We start from the raw sequence: 16,184 nt of genomic DNA on the forward strand, positions 1-16,184 counted from the left end.
GGCCAGGTCGGCGTCGATGCCCGCAACGACGTTGCGAACGTTCGCGATCGAGCCTGCCGGTACCGTCGCCTTCGTGCGCCGCGTCCCCCGTGCACGCCCGTCGGCCCGGGGAGTACCCTTTTGAGGATCGCCCCGACGGGAGAACACCGGTGATGCGCCTCGACCCCACACCGCGCCGCGGCGCGCATCTCCCACGACCGTCACGGTGACCACACGTACCGGCGTCGATCCTCCGGGTCCTCCGACCCCGTGGCTCGCCGACCCAGCCACGCTCGCGGCTGGGCTGGGAACCGATTCGGCCCAAGGATTGTCGAGCGCTGAAGCGGCAGAGCGGCTCGCCCGGGGAGGCCCCAACCGCCTCGACCCCAAGCCTCCTGCGCCGTGGTGGCGGAAGCTGGCAGCACAGTTCGTCGACCCGCTTGTGTTCCTGCTCCTCGCCGCAGTGGCGATCTCTCTGGTGACGTGGGTGATCGACGGGGCGCGCGGCGTGCCGTTCGAGGCTCTGGTCGTCGCCGTGATCCTCGCGGCCAACGCGGTGCTCGGCTACGTGCAGGAGGCGCGGGCCGAGCAGGCGGTCGCCGCCCTCCAGCGCATGGCCGCGGCAACCTCCGCCGTCGTGCGCGACGGCACCGTCCGCCGTGTGCCCGCCGCTGAGGTGGTCTCGGGGGACGTGCTGCTGCTCGCCGAGGGCGACGCAGTCAGCGCGGACGCCCGCCTGGTCGAGGCTGCGGCGCTGACCGTCGCCGAGTCGGCGCTCACCGGGGAGAGCGAGCCCGTCCTGAAGGACGTCGCGACCTTGGCGGGCGAGGTCGCCCTGGGTGACCGGGTCAACATGGTGTTCAGCGGCACCGCGGTCACCCGGGGCCGGGGCCGGGCGCTCGTCACGGCCACCGGGATGGCGACCGAGATGGGTCGCATCGCCGGCCTGCTCGAGGCCGCCGAGGACGCCCCGACGCCGCTGCAGCGCGAGATCGCCCGCGTAGGTCGGCTCCTCGGCGTCAGCGTCTTGATCATCGCCGCCGTGGTCGTCGCCGTCATCCTGCTCACCTCCGACATCCGCCGCGCCTCCGACGTGGTCGACGTCCTGCTGGTCGGGGTGTCCCTGGCGGTGGCGGCCGTGCCCGAAGGACTGCCCGCGGTGCTGTCGGTGGTGCTCGCCCTCGGCGTTCAGCGCATGGCCCGCCACAACGCGATCGTCACGCGACTGTCGTCGGTCGAGACGCTCGGCTCGGCGTCGGTCATCTGCTCGGACAAGACCGGCACGCTGACCCGCAACGAGATGACGATCGAGCGGATCATCACCTGCTCCGGCGCCGTCACCCTGACCGGAAGCGGCTACACGCCCGAGGGTCAGCTCCTCGTCGACGGGTGGCCGCTCGAGCTCGGCCCGCTCGCCGACGAGGTACGGGTCGTGCTCACCGGCGGCGCGCTGGCCGGCGACGCGTCGATCCGCGAGGTCGACGGCACCTGGGTCGCGATCGGCGATCCGACTGAGGCGGCGTTCGTCGTCGCCGAACACAAGGCCGGGTTCGCGCAGGCCCGCAGCGGCCGGTTCGAGCGGGTCGGGGAGGTGCCGTTCACCTCCGAACGGAAGCTCATGACGACCGTCGAATCCGACCGCGACTTCGCCGGCCTCGTCCGCGTCATCACCAAGGGCGCGCCTGACGTGCTGCTCGCCCGCTGCACCCACGAACGGGTCGGCGCCGGCGAGCAGCCGCTCGACGACGTTCGACGCGTCGAGATCCTGGCGACCGTCGACGACCTCGCCCGCCAGGCGTTTCGCACGCTCGCAGTCGCCCACCGGCCCCTCGCGGAGGCCGACCGTGACGCGGTGGGAGAGCAACTCGAGCGGGACCTGATCTTCGCCGGCGTCGTCGGGATCATCGACCCGCCGCGCCCGGAGGCCAGCACGGCGATCTCCGAGGCGCACGCCGCCGGCATCCGGGTGCTGCTCATCACCGGTGACCATCCCCTCACGGCGGCCCGCATCGCCGGCGACCTCGGCATCGCGCCGACTGGGACGCAGGCCGTCACCGGCATCGAGCTCGAGCGCCTCGACGACGAGGGTCTCCGCGACGCCGTCGATCGGTCCGACGTCTACGCGCGCGTCGCGCCGGAGCACAAGCTGCGCATCGTCGCCGCTCTCCAGGCAAACGGGAACATCGTCGCCATGACGGGCGACGGCGTGAACGACGCCCCGGCGCTCAAGACCGCCGACATCGGGGTGGCCATGGGGCTGACCGGGACCGATGTCACCAAGGAAGCGGCGAACATGATCCTCGCCGACGACAACTTCGCCACGATCGTCGCCGCCGTGCGCGAGGGCCGTGGGATCTTCGCCAACATCCGCACGTTCCTCCGCTACCTGCTGTCCTCCAACGCGGGCGAGGTCCTGACCATGCTCCTCGGGGTGCTGCTCGCCGGCGCCATCGGCCTCGACCAGTTCGGCGGCGCCGTCGCGGTGCCTCTCCTCGCCACCCAGATCCTGTGGATCAACCTGCTCACGGACGCCGCCCCTGCGCTCGCCATGGGCCTCGACCCGCCACCCGACGACGTGATGGCCCGGCCGCCGCGGCGCCTCACCGACCGCGTCATCGACCGGGAGATGACTCTCGGTGTCGTGTTCGTCGGCGCCGTCATGGCCGCGGCGACACTGCTCGTGCTCGACATGCGCCTTCCCGGTGGGTTCGTGAACGGCGGCGGGACGCTGACCGAAGCCCGCACCCTGGCCTTCACCACGCTCGTGCTCGCCCAGCTGTTCAACTGCTTCAACGCCAGGTCCGACCGCACGAGCGCGTTCCACCACCTCTTCACGAACCGCTACCTGTGGGCCGCGATCGGCCTGTCGCTGGCGCTGCAGGTCGCGGTCGTCTACATCCCGTTGCTCAACGACGCCTTCGACACGGCCCGCATCGGCGCCGCCGATTGGCTGCTGTGCGCCGCCATGGCCAGCACCGTCTTGTGGGCCGACGAACTCCGCAAGCTCGCCAGCCGGCGGCGCCGAGGCTCACGACCTGACTCGCGCTAGCTCGGCGGCCGCTCGTCGGCGATGTCGCGGAAGCTCGTGCCGGGTCACCCAGCGCGCGCGCCTGGTCCGCAGCGCGCTCGTCGACGGCCCCCGACGGCTGCGCCGCTGTCACGTTCGGGGTTCGGTTCCGTCGTCCACCCCCGCGTCCGGAGCGTAGGTCCAGTCCGGCTGCTTGCGCCAGAAGGACTCGTCGTAGACCGCGCGGCCTCCGTCGAGGTCGATCAGCTTGGGAATCGGCAGGCGCCGTGGGCGTGGACACCGGCCGAGCGCGAGATGCTCGGCGAACTCCTCCGGGAACGCTCGTAGGACGCTCGACACGACGATCTGTTCCTCGGTCGCGAGGAAGCAGCGGCTCCCGTCGGTGACGTGGTCCAACCAACCGGTGATCGCATCGAGGTCGCTCGAGGTGCCGGCGCCGGTCTCGATGCGCTCGAGGTGCCCGGTGATCGCGCTCGAGCCAAGTTTGCACGGTGGGCACTGCCCGCACGACTCGATCGACAAGAACCGCGAGAAGCGGTAGGCGGCATCGGCCATGCAGGTCGTGTCGTCGTACACGATGAACCCTGCCGAGCCGATGCCGCTCCCGATGGCCTGGAGCCCCTCGTAGCTGACCGGCACATCGAGGTCGGCCGCGGTCACGACGGCGTTGGCGACGCCGGAGAACACCGCCTTGACCGACCGCCCCGCAACCAGCCCGGACCCGACGACGTCGATCACGTCCCGCAGGGGCGTACCCATCTCGACCTCGCCGACATCGGGGGCGACCACGTCACCGACGACCGTCGTCACGATCGTGCCGGGCGACTCGACGGTGCCCATCGAGCGGAACCACTCGGCGCCGCGCGCCACGATGTGCGGAACGTTCGACAGCGTCTCGACGTTGTTCACCAGTGTCGGGTTCGAGCCCGCCGTGCCATCGGTCGGGTCGATCCGGTCGTGAGACTGCCACCCCAGCTGAGGAGCCGTCGCGAACAGCCCGTGCAGGTACGGCGGAAGCCATCGAGGCAGCGGCTCGTTGCCCTCGATCACCTCCAGCATCGCCTTCTCCTCACCGAACAGATACTCGTCCGGCCCGGCCACGATCGTGACCGTGCAGTCACCGCACAGCCCCGCCTGCTGGAACTCCTGCACCGCACGTGTGACCGCCTCGATCTCACGGCGGAAGCTCGCCTTCAGGCACACGAACGCCTCCGCCGCGCCGATCGCGAACCCGGCGATCGCCACCCCCTCGACCAGCTGATACGGGTTCGCACGCAACAACGCTCGGTCCTTGAACGTGCCGGGCTCTCCTTCGGCCCCGTTGCACACCAGATATCGCCGGCCGCCTGTCTGAGCTGCCACGCCGGCCCACTTCTGACCGGTGGGAAATCCGCCGCCTCCGCGACCCCGCAACCCGGCCTGCGACACCAGATCGATCGTGGCGCTCGGACCCAGCTCGTGAGCGCGACGGATCCCCGACCCGCCGATGCCGTTCGCCAAGTACATGTCGATCGACGTGATCGGGTCGTTCGGCAACAGGAACGTCGTCATGTGGGATCCTCCCGTGAGCGCTCGTCACGGACGCACCGCGATGCCGCTCACAGCGACACTACCTCACATATAGTTCTGTTCAAGACTAGAACAAATAAGGTGATGGGTGGACGTCGACCGTCGAGCTGATCGTGTGCGGCGATGCCGGTTGGTCATCGGAGCTCGCCGAGCGGGACGTCGCGGTCGGCGAGGCGGGTCGGGTCGGTTGGCGCACGGGCCGCGACGATGGCCCTGAGGTCGTCGACCACGTCCCACGTGTTCACGTTCATCGCTGCGGTCACCACGCCGTCGCGGTGCCAGAAGGCGACGAACTCGCGGGTGGCGAGGTCGCCACGAACCGTGACATGGTCGCCCGCGTCGCCGTAGCCGACGTACTCCATGCCGAGGTCGTACTGGTCGGAGAAGAAGTACGGCAGGCGCGCGTAGATGTCTCGGTTGCCCGCGGCGTTGCGCCCGGCGGTGATGCCTTGGTTGAGGGCGTTGGCCCAGTGCTCGACGCGCAGGTTCCGGCCGTAGTGCGGGTGCCATGCGTTGGCGGCGTCACCCGCGGCATAGACGCCCGCGACGCTCGTCTCGAGGTGCTCGTCGGCGAGGATGCCGTTGTCGACCCGCAACCCGGCCGCCTCGGCGAGCTCGGTGCGGGGGGTGACGCCAACGCCGACGACGACGACGTCGGCGACCTCGACTCGGCCGTCGGCGAGGACGACTGCCTCGACGGTCTCGGTTCCCCGCAGCTGTGCGACGCCGACGCCGAGGCGCAGGTCGACGCCGTGTTCGGCGTGCAGGTCGCGGAAGACCCCACCGATCCGATCGCCGAGCACCCGCTGCAGCGGCACCGGCGCAGGGTCCACGAGGACGACGCGTGCGCCCATCTGGCGGGCGGACGCCGCCACCTCGGAGCCGATCCAGCCGCCTCCGATCACCGCGACGCGGCTGGCGCCCCGGATGGCGTCGCGCAGTCGGGCAGCGTCGGCGATGGTTCGGAGGTAGTGGACGCCGTCGAGGTCGGCGCCGGGAAGCGGGAGCCGCCGTGGGGCCGCGCCGGTGGCGAGGACCGCGGTGTCGAAGTCGATGCCCGCGCCGCCGGCCAACTCGACGCGGCGAACGCCGAGGTCGAGGTGCTCGGCGTGGTCGTTGATCAGTTCGATGTCGTGGGCGGCGTAGAAGCCGACGGGATGGACGTGCGCGGTGTCAGGGTCCTTCTCGCCGCGCAGCACCGCCTTGGACAGCGGCGGGCGCTCGTAGGGTGCGCCGGGTTCGTCGCCGACGAGGACGATGCGACCGTCGAAGCCGGCCTCGCGTGCCGCCTCGGCTGCCTTGGCGCCGGCGAGGCCGGCCCCGATCACTGCAAGCGTCGGGCTGCTGGTCATGGGTGATCACTCCTGTTCCAGGTGGGCGGCGGCTGGGGTTGGTGGTGTGGCGGTGAAGCGACAGGAACCGCTCCTGGTGCGTCAGGCCGGGCCCGCCATCCTGGAGCCAGCGTTCAGTGACGTTTCGGGCGCGCTCGACGAGCAGCGCGCCGTCACGGATCGCCGGAGCGCGTCAGTCTCGAGCGGGACGACGGTCGAACGCGGTCGCCAGGCGGGCCAGGGTCAGGGCTGCGAGCAGGAGGCCGAAGTCCCGCAGGGCGACGTCGTAGAAGTCGGCCTGCAACAGCAGGTTGGTGATGATGCCGGCCAGCCATGCGGCCACGACGTACCCGCCGATCTTGGGGCGGACGGCGACGATGAGACCGGCGGCGATCTCGATGATCCCGACGACGAGCAGTGCCTGGTGCGCGTTCCCCGGCACGAGGTCGTCGATCTCCGGTGCCAGGTAGATGCGCCAGTCGACGAACCAGTCGAGGAACTTGTCGATCCCGAACAGGATCGGGGCGACGGTGAACCCGATGCGCAACAACATGAACGCCTGGAAGGCAGGGTCGCGGAGCTGGACGGCGGAGCCGAAGCGGCGCTCGGCGGTACCGAGGGTCGTGGTTCGGTCGGTGGTGATGGTGGACATCGAAACCTCCTCTATAAGTAACTAATTTTGACGGTACAACGCATCGGGTGTTTCGTCAAGAAGATTGTGTTTTAGGATGTGCGGCATGGAACCGGCAGAGGACCTCGAGCGGCGCATCAGCGGCATCGCCGCTCTCGACCAGCCGCTGCGGCGCCGCGCGTACCGGCTGTTGTCGGAGCGCGGCGGTTGGGTGACCCGCGACGAGGCCTCCGACGCGCTCGGCGTCCCGCGCTCGGTCGCGGCCTTCCACCTCGACAAGCTGGTGGAGGCGGGCGTGGTCGACGTCACCTTCGAGCGCACCACCGGGCGCACCGGCCCGGGCGCAGGGCGACCGGCCAAGCTCTATCGGCGAGGGACCAGCGAGGTGTCGGCGTCGGTGCCCGAACGCCGCTACGACCTCGCCGGCTCGCTGCTCGCCACCGCCATCGCCGGGGCCGAGCGCACGGGCGCCCCGGTCGCCGAGTGCCTCAGCGCCAGCGCACGCACCGCTGGCCGCGTCATCAGCGAGCAGGCCGTGGAGGCGACGGGCGGTCTCGCGACACGTGAGGCGCGACTGCAGGCGGTGTTCGACCTCCTCGTCCGCCACGGCTACGAGCCGATGGTGGGCCAGCGGGGGGAGATCTCGCTGGTGAACTGTCCCTTCCATCGCCTCGCCGAGGAGCACCGCAGCCTCGTGTGCGGTATGAACCTCGACTTCCTCGCCGGGCTGCTCGAAGGGATCGGACCGGCCGACGGGCTCGACGCCCGACTCGCGCCCGAGTCCGGCTATTGCTGCGTGCGCATCAAGGCGGCGTGAAACGGCGGCCACCCGGCCGTCGCTCACGCGTTCGGACGCACACGATCGAAGACGCCTCCGAGAGCGTCGTCACGCGAGGCGCGGGTCGACCGCGTCGGGATCGATGCCGTAGCGGTTGATCGCGTCCGCCACTGCGACCGGGTCGAGCCGGCCCGTCCGGGCCAGCGCGTGGAGGACTGCGACGGTGATGTGGGCCGCGTCGATCTCGAAGTGGCGGCGCAGCGCGCAGCGCGCGGCGCGCTTGTCGGGCAGCGCGCCGATCGTCTCCGGCGTGGCTGCGCCTGACGCTCACACCTCTCTGAAGGTTCGCTCGCAACGGTCGGAGGCCCTCTCCGACTTCTCGGCAGGGGCCCGACTCGCCCCAAACCCCCACCTCACGGGAGACACCTGGAGCGGGCTCGCTCGCCCCGCGGTCGATGCGCCGCTTCGTCAATCGCTCGGCGCGCCGCGAGGCCGAAGCCGGAGAAGGGCTGTCCGCAACCTCGGCCGGCGTCGAGAACGCGGATTGCTCGCCGGCGACGACGGAAGGGCGCTGAAGGCAACGGAGTCCGCGAACGGGACTCGGTCCGTTCGGCTCGCCGTCAGCGCCGCCGCGAGTAGTCCTTGCTGATCCATCTGATCCCTCCTGGTGTTTCTAACAAAACGATGATAGCCGGAAACACTTGGTGTTTCAAGCTATGCTCGGTTCGGTGGAATCCGAACGCTGGGGTCGCCTTGTCGGCGGACATCTCGCGCTCGACTTCGTCAACACCGACATCGTCTCCGAGCACGATCGTTCCGAGGACGTGCTGCGCAGCGCCGACGAGTTCGTGGCCTGGTGCGTGTACGCCGCCGTCCCCGGCGCAGTCTCCACCGTGCCGACTGGGGGCGCTGATGACGTACTCGCCGACGCACTGTCGCTCCGCGAGGCGTTGCGGGCGTCGATGCGGGCAATCGCTGCCGGCGAGACACCGAAGGAGCGTGACCTCGCCACGGTGCAGGCGATGTACGCGAGGGCACTCGGCAGTGCCACGATGTCGATCAGCGGCGGTGTCCTCTCTTGGCGATGGGCGCCCGGGAGTCCGGCCATCCTCGTCTGGGAGATTGCGGTGCAGTCTGTCGATCTGCTGCGAGGAGGATCCATCGACCGGATCAAGGCCTGCCCCGCATGCGGGTTCGTGTTCATCGACGCCACGAAGAATCGCAGCCGACGATGGTGTTCGATGGACGACTGCGGCAAGCAGGAGAAGATCCGCCGGTATGTCACCAAGCGAGCGCAGGCCCGATGACAGGATCGGATCGCTGCTCGATCACAGCTTCGACCGCTGGACGTCGTGCGCGCCAGCTCTGCTCGAACGCTGAACGTGGGCGGCTCAGTACAGCGCGACTGTCCCGCTGTGACGGTGGCTACCCGTTGCCTGGTCTGCTTCCCGAGTGCCGCCGAGCTCGTCATGGGCCGCACCCCGACCGACCCGCCGTGGGACCATGACCTGCACACCGATTGCTGAGCGGAGCACACGATGAGCACGACACCCGAACGCATCTACCTCGAGGTGCGCGACCACTACGCCGACGCGGCACGCACCGCACGGTCCCTGGCCGCGATCGATATGGTCAGGGCCAGCGCGCCTTCCAGATGCTCTGGGTGAGGTGCGCGTTCGGTCGATGCCTACGCCGGCTTGATGGCCTTGACGATGGCGCTGTGAACGCCGTCGCCGACCTCGTTGGTGGTCAGCGCGACGAGCGGCACGATCACCGTTTGCCGACCGGCCGAGAATGTTCCGTCGTGCCGACGGATCGTCCGAGGGCGACGTAACGCTCGCCGGCGACAGCGAAGGCGGTCAGGCAACCGACCCACGCGGCGGGCCAGCCGAGCCCCGTGGCCGCCACGCCGAGGGCGAGCGGTGCCGCCGCACGTGCGACGGTGGAGGCGCGTTGGAGGCGAGCGTTGGTGGCGGCGAACGGGGCGGCACCGACGAGTTCCACCACGATCAGAGGCCGCAGCACCGTCGTTGCCCCGGACGCCGCCCCCACGACGAACATGGTCGCCACCAACATCCCCGTGCCGGTGACGGCGAGCGGTAGTGCGAGGCCGACGAGCTGGGCCACCGTGCACATGGTGGCGAGAGTGGTCAACGACCGTCGTCCGATCGGACCAAGGAGCAGGAGACGGCCGGCGACCTTGCCGAGGCCCATCACACCCAGCGCGGCCGACGCGACGCCGATCTCGACGCCCCGGTCGACGAGCATCGAGATCAGGTAGGCGGTGGTGGCGATCATGGCGGCCTGCTCGAACAGCACTGCGCTGCGCATCAGTCTGAGTGGCTTGTCGACGGGTGGCGCCGGGACGTGTGCGACCTGAGTCTCGGTTCGGTGGGCGTGGGCCGACGGGAGCACGACTGCGTGCAGCACAGCGGTCACAACGCCGCCGCCGACGCCGAGCACGGCAAGCGCGTGACGCCAGCCGAGCGCGGCGACGAGCCAGCCGGCGAGGGGAGCGAACACAGTGCTGGCGAGTCCGCCGGCAACGGTGACGACGGCGAGTGTGCGGTGACGTCGAGCGGGGTCGAGGGCGACGAGCACGGCCATCGCCGGCTCGTAGAGCGTGGCGGCCATCGCTCCACCGATCACGATCCACGCCAGGTACAGCACCACTGGGTTCGGTGCTGTGGCGAACGTGAGCACCCCGAGCATGCCGACGATCGAACCGGTGGTGAGGACCAGCCGCGGGTCGAAACGGGCGAGCGCGCGTGCGATCGGTGGCGCCCCCACACCGGCGATCAGCAGGCCGAGCGCGAACGCACCGGAGACGACACCGTCGGACCATCCGGTGTCGTCAGTGATCGCGGGTGCGGCGACGGCGAATCCGTAGAAGAGCACACCCCACGACACGAGCTGCGAGATCGCCAGCGTGAGGGTCGCCCGGCGCAGCGCCGACGATCCCCACCCGATGGTGCTGTCAGTTGCAGCAGGCGCCGGCCGCATCCGGGACCGTGATCAAGGAGCGCTCGACGGTGGTCGCACCCGGTGGCGTGCGATCGAGTGAGCAGACACCGGTCTCGGGCAGGATCAGCTGCACGTCATCGGCGGCGGCGCGGTCGCCGGCGAGTTCGGCGACGACGGATCGGACTTGCTCGTAGCCGGTGGCGAGCAGGAACGTCGGTGCCCGCCCGTAGCTCTTGGCGCCGACGATGAACAGGCCGGGTTCTGGATGGGCAAGCTCGGCTGCGCCATGTGGCGGGACCGACCCGCAGGAGTGCACGTTGGGGTCGATCATCGGTGCCAGAGCGCGGGCGCTCTGCAGCACCGGGTCGACGTCGACACGCAACTCCGACAACATCTCCAGGTCCGGGCGGAACCCGGTGGCGTTGACGATCCTGTCGAACGGCCCGGCCTCGCGGCCGTCGACGGCGACGAGGGTCGCCCCATCGGGGCCGTGTGTGATGCGATCGGTCCGGAACCCGGTGACGAGTTGCACGACGCCATTGTCGACGACGTGTTGGGCGTCCGCGCCCAACCTGCCGCGTTCGGGCAGCTGATCGTTCGCCTTGCCGCCGAACATCTGCCCCGGGTCGGACCGGCGAACGATCCACGTGACCTCGGTCCCGAGAGCGCGGTCGGCCAGCGCGGCGAGGTCACGTACCGCGTTCTGGGCGGAATGACCGGAGCCGACGACCGCGACGCGACGCTTCGCGTAGCGACGCCGATCACGGCCGAGCACATCGGGGATGCCGGCCTCGATCAGGTCTCCGGCGTGACGCTCTCCGATCGCCGGCCGGCCATCCGCGCCGACAGGATTCGGCGTCAACCACGTGCCGGTGGCGTCGATCACGGCTCGGGCGAGGGTCCGTTCGGGCCCGAACGGGCCCTCGGTCGTGACCGAGAACGGTGTCTCGCTGCGCTCTGAGTTGGTGACCTTGTCGGTGCCGACACGAGTGATGCCGGTGACCAGACGGTTGGTCCGCAGGGCACCACCGATTGCTGGCAGCAGTGCCAGGGGCACGAGGTAGTGCTCGATCAACTCGCCGCCGCTGGGGTGCTCATCGTCGTCCGGCGCAGACCAGCCGTCGGCCTCGAGCAGGCGCCGGGCGGCGGGGTCGATGTTGTAGCTCCATGGCGAGAACAGCTGCACGTGCGCCCACTCGCGAATGCTGGTGGCGACGTCGTCGCCGACTTCGAACACCACGAACGGGATGCCGCGTTCGTGGAGGTGGGCGGCGGCGGCGAGGCCGACCGGTCCGGCTCCGATCACCGCAACGGGAAGGCTGGTGGGATTCATGAATGCGTCTCCTTGAAGGGGTTCGATTGGTGTCAGTTGAGACGCACCGTGCGCGGGTGGGATGCTTTTCGGGAAACGTTGCGTCCGTCGCTGGTCGGCGAGCGTCTGCAGGACCATGGAGATGACGATGACGCGGGACCGGACCAGTGACCGAGCAACCGATCTGACCACGCTCTGGGCCGAGGTCGGTGCGTCGATCGAACGCTTCGTGCGCCGCCGGATCAACGATCCGCACCAGGCCGACGACGTCGTCGCGGACGTGATGTTGCGGATCCACCAGCACCTCGGGGCCCTCGACGACCGGGAGCGGGTCACGGCATGGGTGTTCCGGATCACCCGCAACGCGATCACCGATCACTACCGTCGCACCGGTCGTCGCCGCGAAGTGCTCACCGCGGACATCGAACCCGACGCCGACCCGAGCGCCGATGCGTGGCTCGACGACCAAGACGCGACCCTCTCCCAACTCGCCGCCTGCATCCGACCACTCGTGCACGCGCTCCCCGCCGACTACAGGCGTGCCCTCGAACTGACCGACTTCGAAGGTCACACGCAACTCGACGCGGCCCAGATCGAAGGCATCTCGCTGTCGGGGATGAAGTCGCGCGTGCAGCGTGGCCGTCGCCAGTTCGCCACGCTCGTCAAGCAATGCTGCGACGTCACCACTGACAGCCGCGGCGAACTGGTCGACTTCAACATGCGTGCCGACGGCTGCGGCTGCCCGCCCGCCACCTGAGATCGCTCCTCGGTCCGGTCCCGTGATCAGCGACCACGCTGCCAGGGCAGCAGCCACACCCGGGCGGCCGACTGCTTGATTCGCCCGAGCATCGTCCGCTCCAGAAGCGCTCGTGCTTGGAGCACCGGGTCGGACGTGCCCGAGCCGACGAGCGTGGCGTTGACGACCCAGCCGAACGGCTCGATCCCCGCGCGCCGCAGATCGTCCTGCAGCTCGGTCGCCTCGGCGACCGGCGTCGTCTCGGCGAGCGTGACGATGAGCACTCTGCTGTACGCAGGGTCCTGGAGGCGCATCAGCGGGGTGACAGTGTTCGCGAGCTGCGTCCCGGCACCCTCCATCACCTGACGGTGGAACGCACCGGTGACGTCGAGCAGCAGCAGGGTGTGACCGGTGGGTGCGGTGTCGATCACCACGAACTCACGGCGAGCCCGGTTGAGCAGCTGACGGAAGGCCTGGAACACCGCGACTTCCTGCGAGCACGGTGACCGCAGGTCCTCCGCGAGCAGATCGAGGCGCGGCTGGTCGAGACCCCTCCGCACCGCCGCTTGCAGGCGGCCGTCGATATAGGTGCGGGTGGCCGCGTCGGGGTCGATCGCGCTCGTGGTCAACCCGGGCACCTCGGCGAGCGCGGCGTGCCCGGCCGGGTCGGTGGTCGACAGGTGAACCGGATGCCCGCGTCGCGCCAGGCCGACCGCGACGAGGTTGGCCACGGTGGTCTTGCCGACCCCACCTTTCCCGGTCACGAGCACCACGCCGTGCCCAGCTCGTTCGAGCTCGTCGACCAGTTCGTCGATCGAGGAGACGGGTTCGAGCGCACGCTCTGGACTCGGGGGCGAGGCTGGAATCGGCGACGATGTGCCGGCCCGAACCACCCGTCGAAGGGCGTCGGCACCGACCAGGTCGAACGCCAGGAGCGGAGCCAGCGTCGCCTCCATCTGGTCGAGCGGCGCTGGAAGCGCAGCGAGCGCCCGACGTTGCGCGGAGGCGTAGGCCTCGGCGACCGGATCGCCGGCCATCGGCTCGACGAGGACACCGTTGATCACGAGCGTCTGGTTGCCGATGCCGAGTTCTTCCAGCTCACGCGCCGCTGTCGCGGCGACGGCCAACGCTCCCTGATCGGGTCGCGACACCAGCACGACGGTCGTCCGGGTGCCGTCACGCAACGCCTCGACCGCAGCCGCATAGGTCGGCCGGTCGTCCTGCAGGCCGGCCAACGGGCCGAGGCAGCTCGTCGCATCGGGGTTCGCCCCGAGGTAGTCCGACCATGCCGCAGGCAGGCTCAGTAGGCGCAGCGTGTGGCCGGTCGGCGCCGTGTCGAACAGCACGTGGTCATAGGCGCCGATCGAGTCGGGTCGCGCGAGCAGGCGGGCGAACGTGTCGAACGCGGCCACCTCGACCGTGCACGCACCCGCCAGCTTCTCCTCCAGTGACGCCACCTCAGCTTCCGGCAGAACGCCCCGGTACGGGTCGATCACCCGCGCCCGGTAGCTGTCGGCGGCTTCGTGCGGGTCGAGGTCCATCACGTCGAGGCCGGCAACACCGGGCACCGGTGCCGGCACCTGGCCGGTCGCCATCTGGAAGACATCGGCGAGGTTCGAGGCGGGATCGGTCGACACGAGCAGCACCCGACGACCGGCATCAGCCAGAGCGACCGCCGTGGCCGATGCGACCGTGGTCTTCCCGACGCCCCCCTTGCCCGTGAACAAGACCAGGTGGGTCGGCACGGCGGTCCAGTCGACACGGCCGATCGTCTCCACATCTCGCTCATCGACCGGCACTACGTCCACGTTCCAAGCATGCTCGCCGAGCAGCCCGGGGCACAGAGTCGATCGTCACCTCCCTTGCGTCGTGGGTGGATGGCGCAATGCCGAGTCGGCTGGTTCGACCGGACTACGACGGGGGAGGCCGCGGTGACACTCATCGGTGGCTGCTGCCAACAAGCACCGAAGCACTCTGACCCGACTCACCGCTCGCAGCCTGCCCGTCACGCGCCCCGGCGGCTTCGGCGCTCCGCAGGAGGCCGCACCGTCGGGCGGGGTACGCGGCGTCGATTGTCGGTGTCGTCTGCTGTGGCCGCGGGATGCAAGGCGCCAAGGCGGTGGAGTTCGGCAATGGTCGACGCAAGGCGGTGACGCTCTCGGCGTCCCCGGGTGCTCGTGATCGGCCACCCGACACGTGTATCCGTACGGAGATACGGATACCAATACGGGGCACGTCAGGAGGACTTCGCATGGACGAACAGCCGACCGCCCGCCAGCCACGGTTGACCGCCAGGGACGAGAGCGCATCGGACGCGTCGACGACGGACGCAGTCGAGTCAACGACCAACTCGCCAGACGAGGCGTCGGACAACGGTCACGAGGCGAGTGCCGGGCATCGGCAGTACTGGCGTTTCGGGGCGATGATCGCCACGTCGAGTGTGGTCATGTTTGTGCTCACCTACACCAACGTCTACTCGTGGGACCACGTTCGGTGGAGCGAAGAGCGGCTCTACATGGCCTTGTTGATGGCCGGGGCGATGGCGATCGTGATGCTCGGGTTCATGTGGGGCATGTACAGCGACACTCGAGTCAACGTGGCGATCGTCGCGGGTGGCCTGGCGTTGATGGGCTCGGCACTGTGGCTGTCGCGCTCGCAGTTCTTCGTCGACGACCGCGAGTACATGAAAGGCATGATCCCGCACCACTCGATCGCCATCTTGACGAGCAAACACGCCGACCTCGACGACGTCCGGGTCTGTGAGCTGGCCGACTCGATCATCCGCGCCCAGATGAAAGAGATCGACGAGATGGACTGGTTGATCGACGACATCGCCGCCAACGGCGAAGCGGCCACCGATGCCGAGGCAGCGAGCCGCCCGGTCCCAGATTTCTCGCGCGGGGTGCAACGCGAGTGCTGACCGGCGTGCTGCGGCCAGACCCGTGGCCCGAACGCGCGGCTCGAGCATCTCTGGCGATTGCCTGGCAGGTGATCGCCGAGCTGCCGCGCCCTGCTCGCGATGCGGCTACGGCAGGAGCGCCGCGTACCGCTGGAGGTACAGCGGCCATCCACCGTCGCTGTCGACGCCGCTGCGGACGCCCTCCCAACCGGGGCCGTGCCGGTCGAGGTGCCGGTGTTCGAGCCGCAACCGTGTGCGGTCGGGCCCGTCCGCGCTGAACTGCACGTCGACCTCGCTGGTGTTGTCGAGGTTCTGCTCGACCTGCCAGGTTGGGCCGATGTCCCAGGTGAACACCACCCGGTTGGGCGGGTCGTAGGCGAGGATCCGCGCCCACCGGCACTCCGAGCCGTCCTCGGCGCGGTCGACGATGTGGCCCCCGACGTGTGGTTCGAACGTCGTCTCCGTGATCGGTGCTGCGAGCAGGTTGTGTTCGCGCGGCTTGAAGTCGCCGAAGCGGGCGGTGAACACTCGGAACGCTTCGTCGATCGACGCGTTGACGACGATCTCCTTGGTCACCGTGGTGCTGTCGGTCGATGTCATGGTCGGTCCTCTCGGTGCTGCTCGACGGCGGCTTCGTAGCCCGCCAGTGTTCGGTTCCAGAACGTGTCCAGTTGGTCGCGCAGGGCGCTGATCGCGACCGGATCGAGCCGGTAGACGTGCCGCCGCCCGACGACCTCCTCGCGCACCAGCCCGGTGTCCTTGAGTACCTTCAGATGCTGGGACACGGCGGGCCGGCTCACCGGCATGCGGGCGGCGAGGTCGACGACGGCAAGCGGTTGGGCTGCGAGGTGCTCGATGATCGCCCGACGGGTCGGGTCACCGAGCACGCTCCACACCTCATCGTTCGACGCGTAAGTGGACACTAACTCGTAAGTTACGCCTTACGGATCTCGGCTG

General features: G+C 69.6%; 13 protein-coding genes. 5 read left to right on the forward strand and 8 right to left on the reverse strand.

Going from position 1 to position 16,184, the window contains the following annotated elements; translation table 11 throughout:
- Positions 1-205: 205 nt before the first annotated feature.
- Positions 206-3,028 (forward strand): cation-translocating P-type ATPase, encoded by a 2,823-nt coding sequence (locus tag DN771_RS02890; RefSeq protein WP_116995839.1) that lies wholly within the window; start codon positions 206-208, stop codon positions 3,026-3,028.
- 108 nt (positions 3,029-3,136) lie between these two features.
- Here the strand turns inward: DN771_RS02890 and DN771_RS02895 are convergent, their stop codons facing one another.
- From DN771_RS02895 to DN771_RS02905, 3 genes are all read right to left on the reverse strand, one after another.
- On the reverse strand, positions 3,137-4,558 hold the full coding sequence (locus DN771_RS02895; RefSeq protein WP_116995840.1) for an NADH-ubiquinone oxidoreductase-F iron-sulfur binding region domain-containing protein: 1,422 nt from the start codon (positions 4,556-4,558) through the stop codon (positions 3,137-3,139).
- 152 nt (positions 4,559-4,710) lie between these two features.
- Positions 4,711-5,928, reverse strand: a complete 1,218-nt coding sequence (locus DN771_RS02900; protein ID WP_116995841.1) for an NAD(P)/FAD-dependent oxidoreductase — start codon at positions 5,926-5,928, stop codon at positions 4,711-4,713.
- 172 nt (positions 5,929-6,100) lie between these two features.
- The gene (locus DN771_RS02905) at positions 6,101-6,559 is read right to left on the reverse strand and encodes a hypothetical protein (protein ID WP_116995842.1); all 459 of its coding nucleotides are present in this window, start codon (positions 6,557-6,559) and stop codon (positions 6,101-6,103) included.
- A gap of 85 nt (positions 6,560-6,644) precedes the next feature.
- Here DN771_RS02905 and DN771_RS02910 point away from each other — a divergent pair, with 85 nt between their 5' ends.
- Together DN771_RS02910 and DN771_RS02915 are read left to right on the forward strand one after the other, a co-directional pair.
- Positions 6,645-7,355, forward strand: coding sequence for a helix-turn-helix transcriptional regulator (locus DN771_RS02910; protein WP_116995843.1), 711 nt, complete (start codon positions 6,645-6,647; stop codon positions 7,353-7,355).
- Between the two features lie 689 nt (positions 7,356-8,044).
- Positions 8,045-8,623 (forward strand): CGNR zinc finger domain-containing protein, encoded by a 579-nt coding sequence (locus DN771_RS02915; protein WP_162941466.1) that lies wholly within the window; start codon positions 8,045-8,047, stop codon positions 8,621-8,623.
- A 463-nt stretch (positions 8,624-9,086) separates the two neighbouring features.
- Here the strand turns inward: DN771_RS02915 and DN771_RS02920 are convergent, their stop codons facing one another.
- Entirely contained in the window at positions 9,087-10,319 is a 1,233-nt protein-coding gene (locus DN771_RS02920) for an MFS transporter (protein ID WP_116995845.1), read from the reverse strand.
- A complete protein-coding gene (locus tag DN771_RS02925) occupies positions 10,294-11,613 on the reverse strand; it encodes an FAD-dependent oxidoreductase (protein ID WP_116995846.1) in 1,320 nt (439 codons plus the stop codon). The genes DN771_RS02920 and DN771_RS02925 overlap by 26 nt, the downstream gene beginning before the upstream one ends.
- A gap of 127 nt (positions 11,614-11,740) precedes the next feature.
- Between DN771_RS02925 and DN771_RS02930 the strand changes: the two genes are divergently transcribed.
- A complete protein-coding gene (locus tag DN771_RS02930) occupies positions 11,741-12,349 on the forward strand; it encodes a sigma-70 family RNA polymerase sigma factor (protein WP_116996132.1) in 609 nt (202 codons plus the stop codon).
- 26 nt (positions 12,350-12,375) lie between these two features.
- Here DN771_RS02930 and arsA read toward each other — a convergent pair whose 3' ends face one another.
- Positions 12,376-14,136 carry an arsenical pump-driving ATPase gene (arsA, locus tag DN771_RS02935; RefSeq protein WP_276113442.1) on the reverse strand — a complete coding sequence of 587 codons (1,761 nt, stop codon included), beginning with the start codon at positions 14,134-14,136 and terminating at the stop codon, positions 12,376-12,378.
- Positions 14,137-14,579: 443 nt separating this feature from the next.
- Between arsA and DN771_RS02940 the strand changes: the two genes are divergently transcribed.
- The gene (locus DN771_RS02940; RefSeq protein ID WP_227462259.1) at positions 14,580-15,248 is read left to right on the forward strand and encodes a DUF305 domain-containing protein; all 669 of its coding nucleotides are present in this window, start codon (positions 14,580-14,582) and stop codon (positions 15,246-15,248) included.
- A gap of 105 nt (positions 15,249-15,353) precedes the next feature.
- Here DN771_RS02940 and DN771_RS02945 read toward each other — a convergent pair whose 3' ends face one another.
- The gene (locus DN771_RS02945) at positions 15,354-15,827 is read right to left on the reverse strand and encodes an SRPBCC family protein (RefSeq protein ID WP_116995847.1); all 474 of its coding nucleotides are present in this window, start codon (positions 15,825-15,827) and stop codon (positions 15,354-15,356) included.
- Complete coding sequence (locus DN771_RS02950; RefSeq protein ID WP_116995848.1) at positions 15,824-16,150, reverse strand: ArsR/SmtB family transcription factor; 327 nt, start codon at positions 16,148-16,150, stop codon at positions 15,824-15,826. Before DN771_RS02950 ends, DN771_RS02945 begins: the two co-directional genes overlap by 4 nt.
- Positions 16,151-16,184 lie beyond the last annotated feature (34 nt).

It is taken from the genome of Desertimonas flava, assembly GCF_003426815.1.
In the GTDB taxonomy this organism is placed as follows: domain Bacteria; phylum Actinomycetota; class Acidimicrobiia; order Acidimicrobiales; family Ilumatobacteraceae; genus Desertimonas; species Desertimonas flava.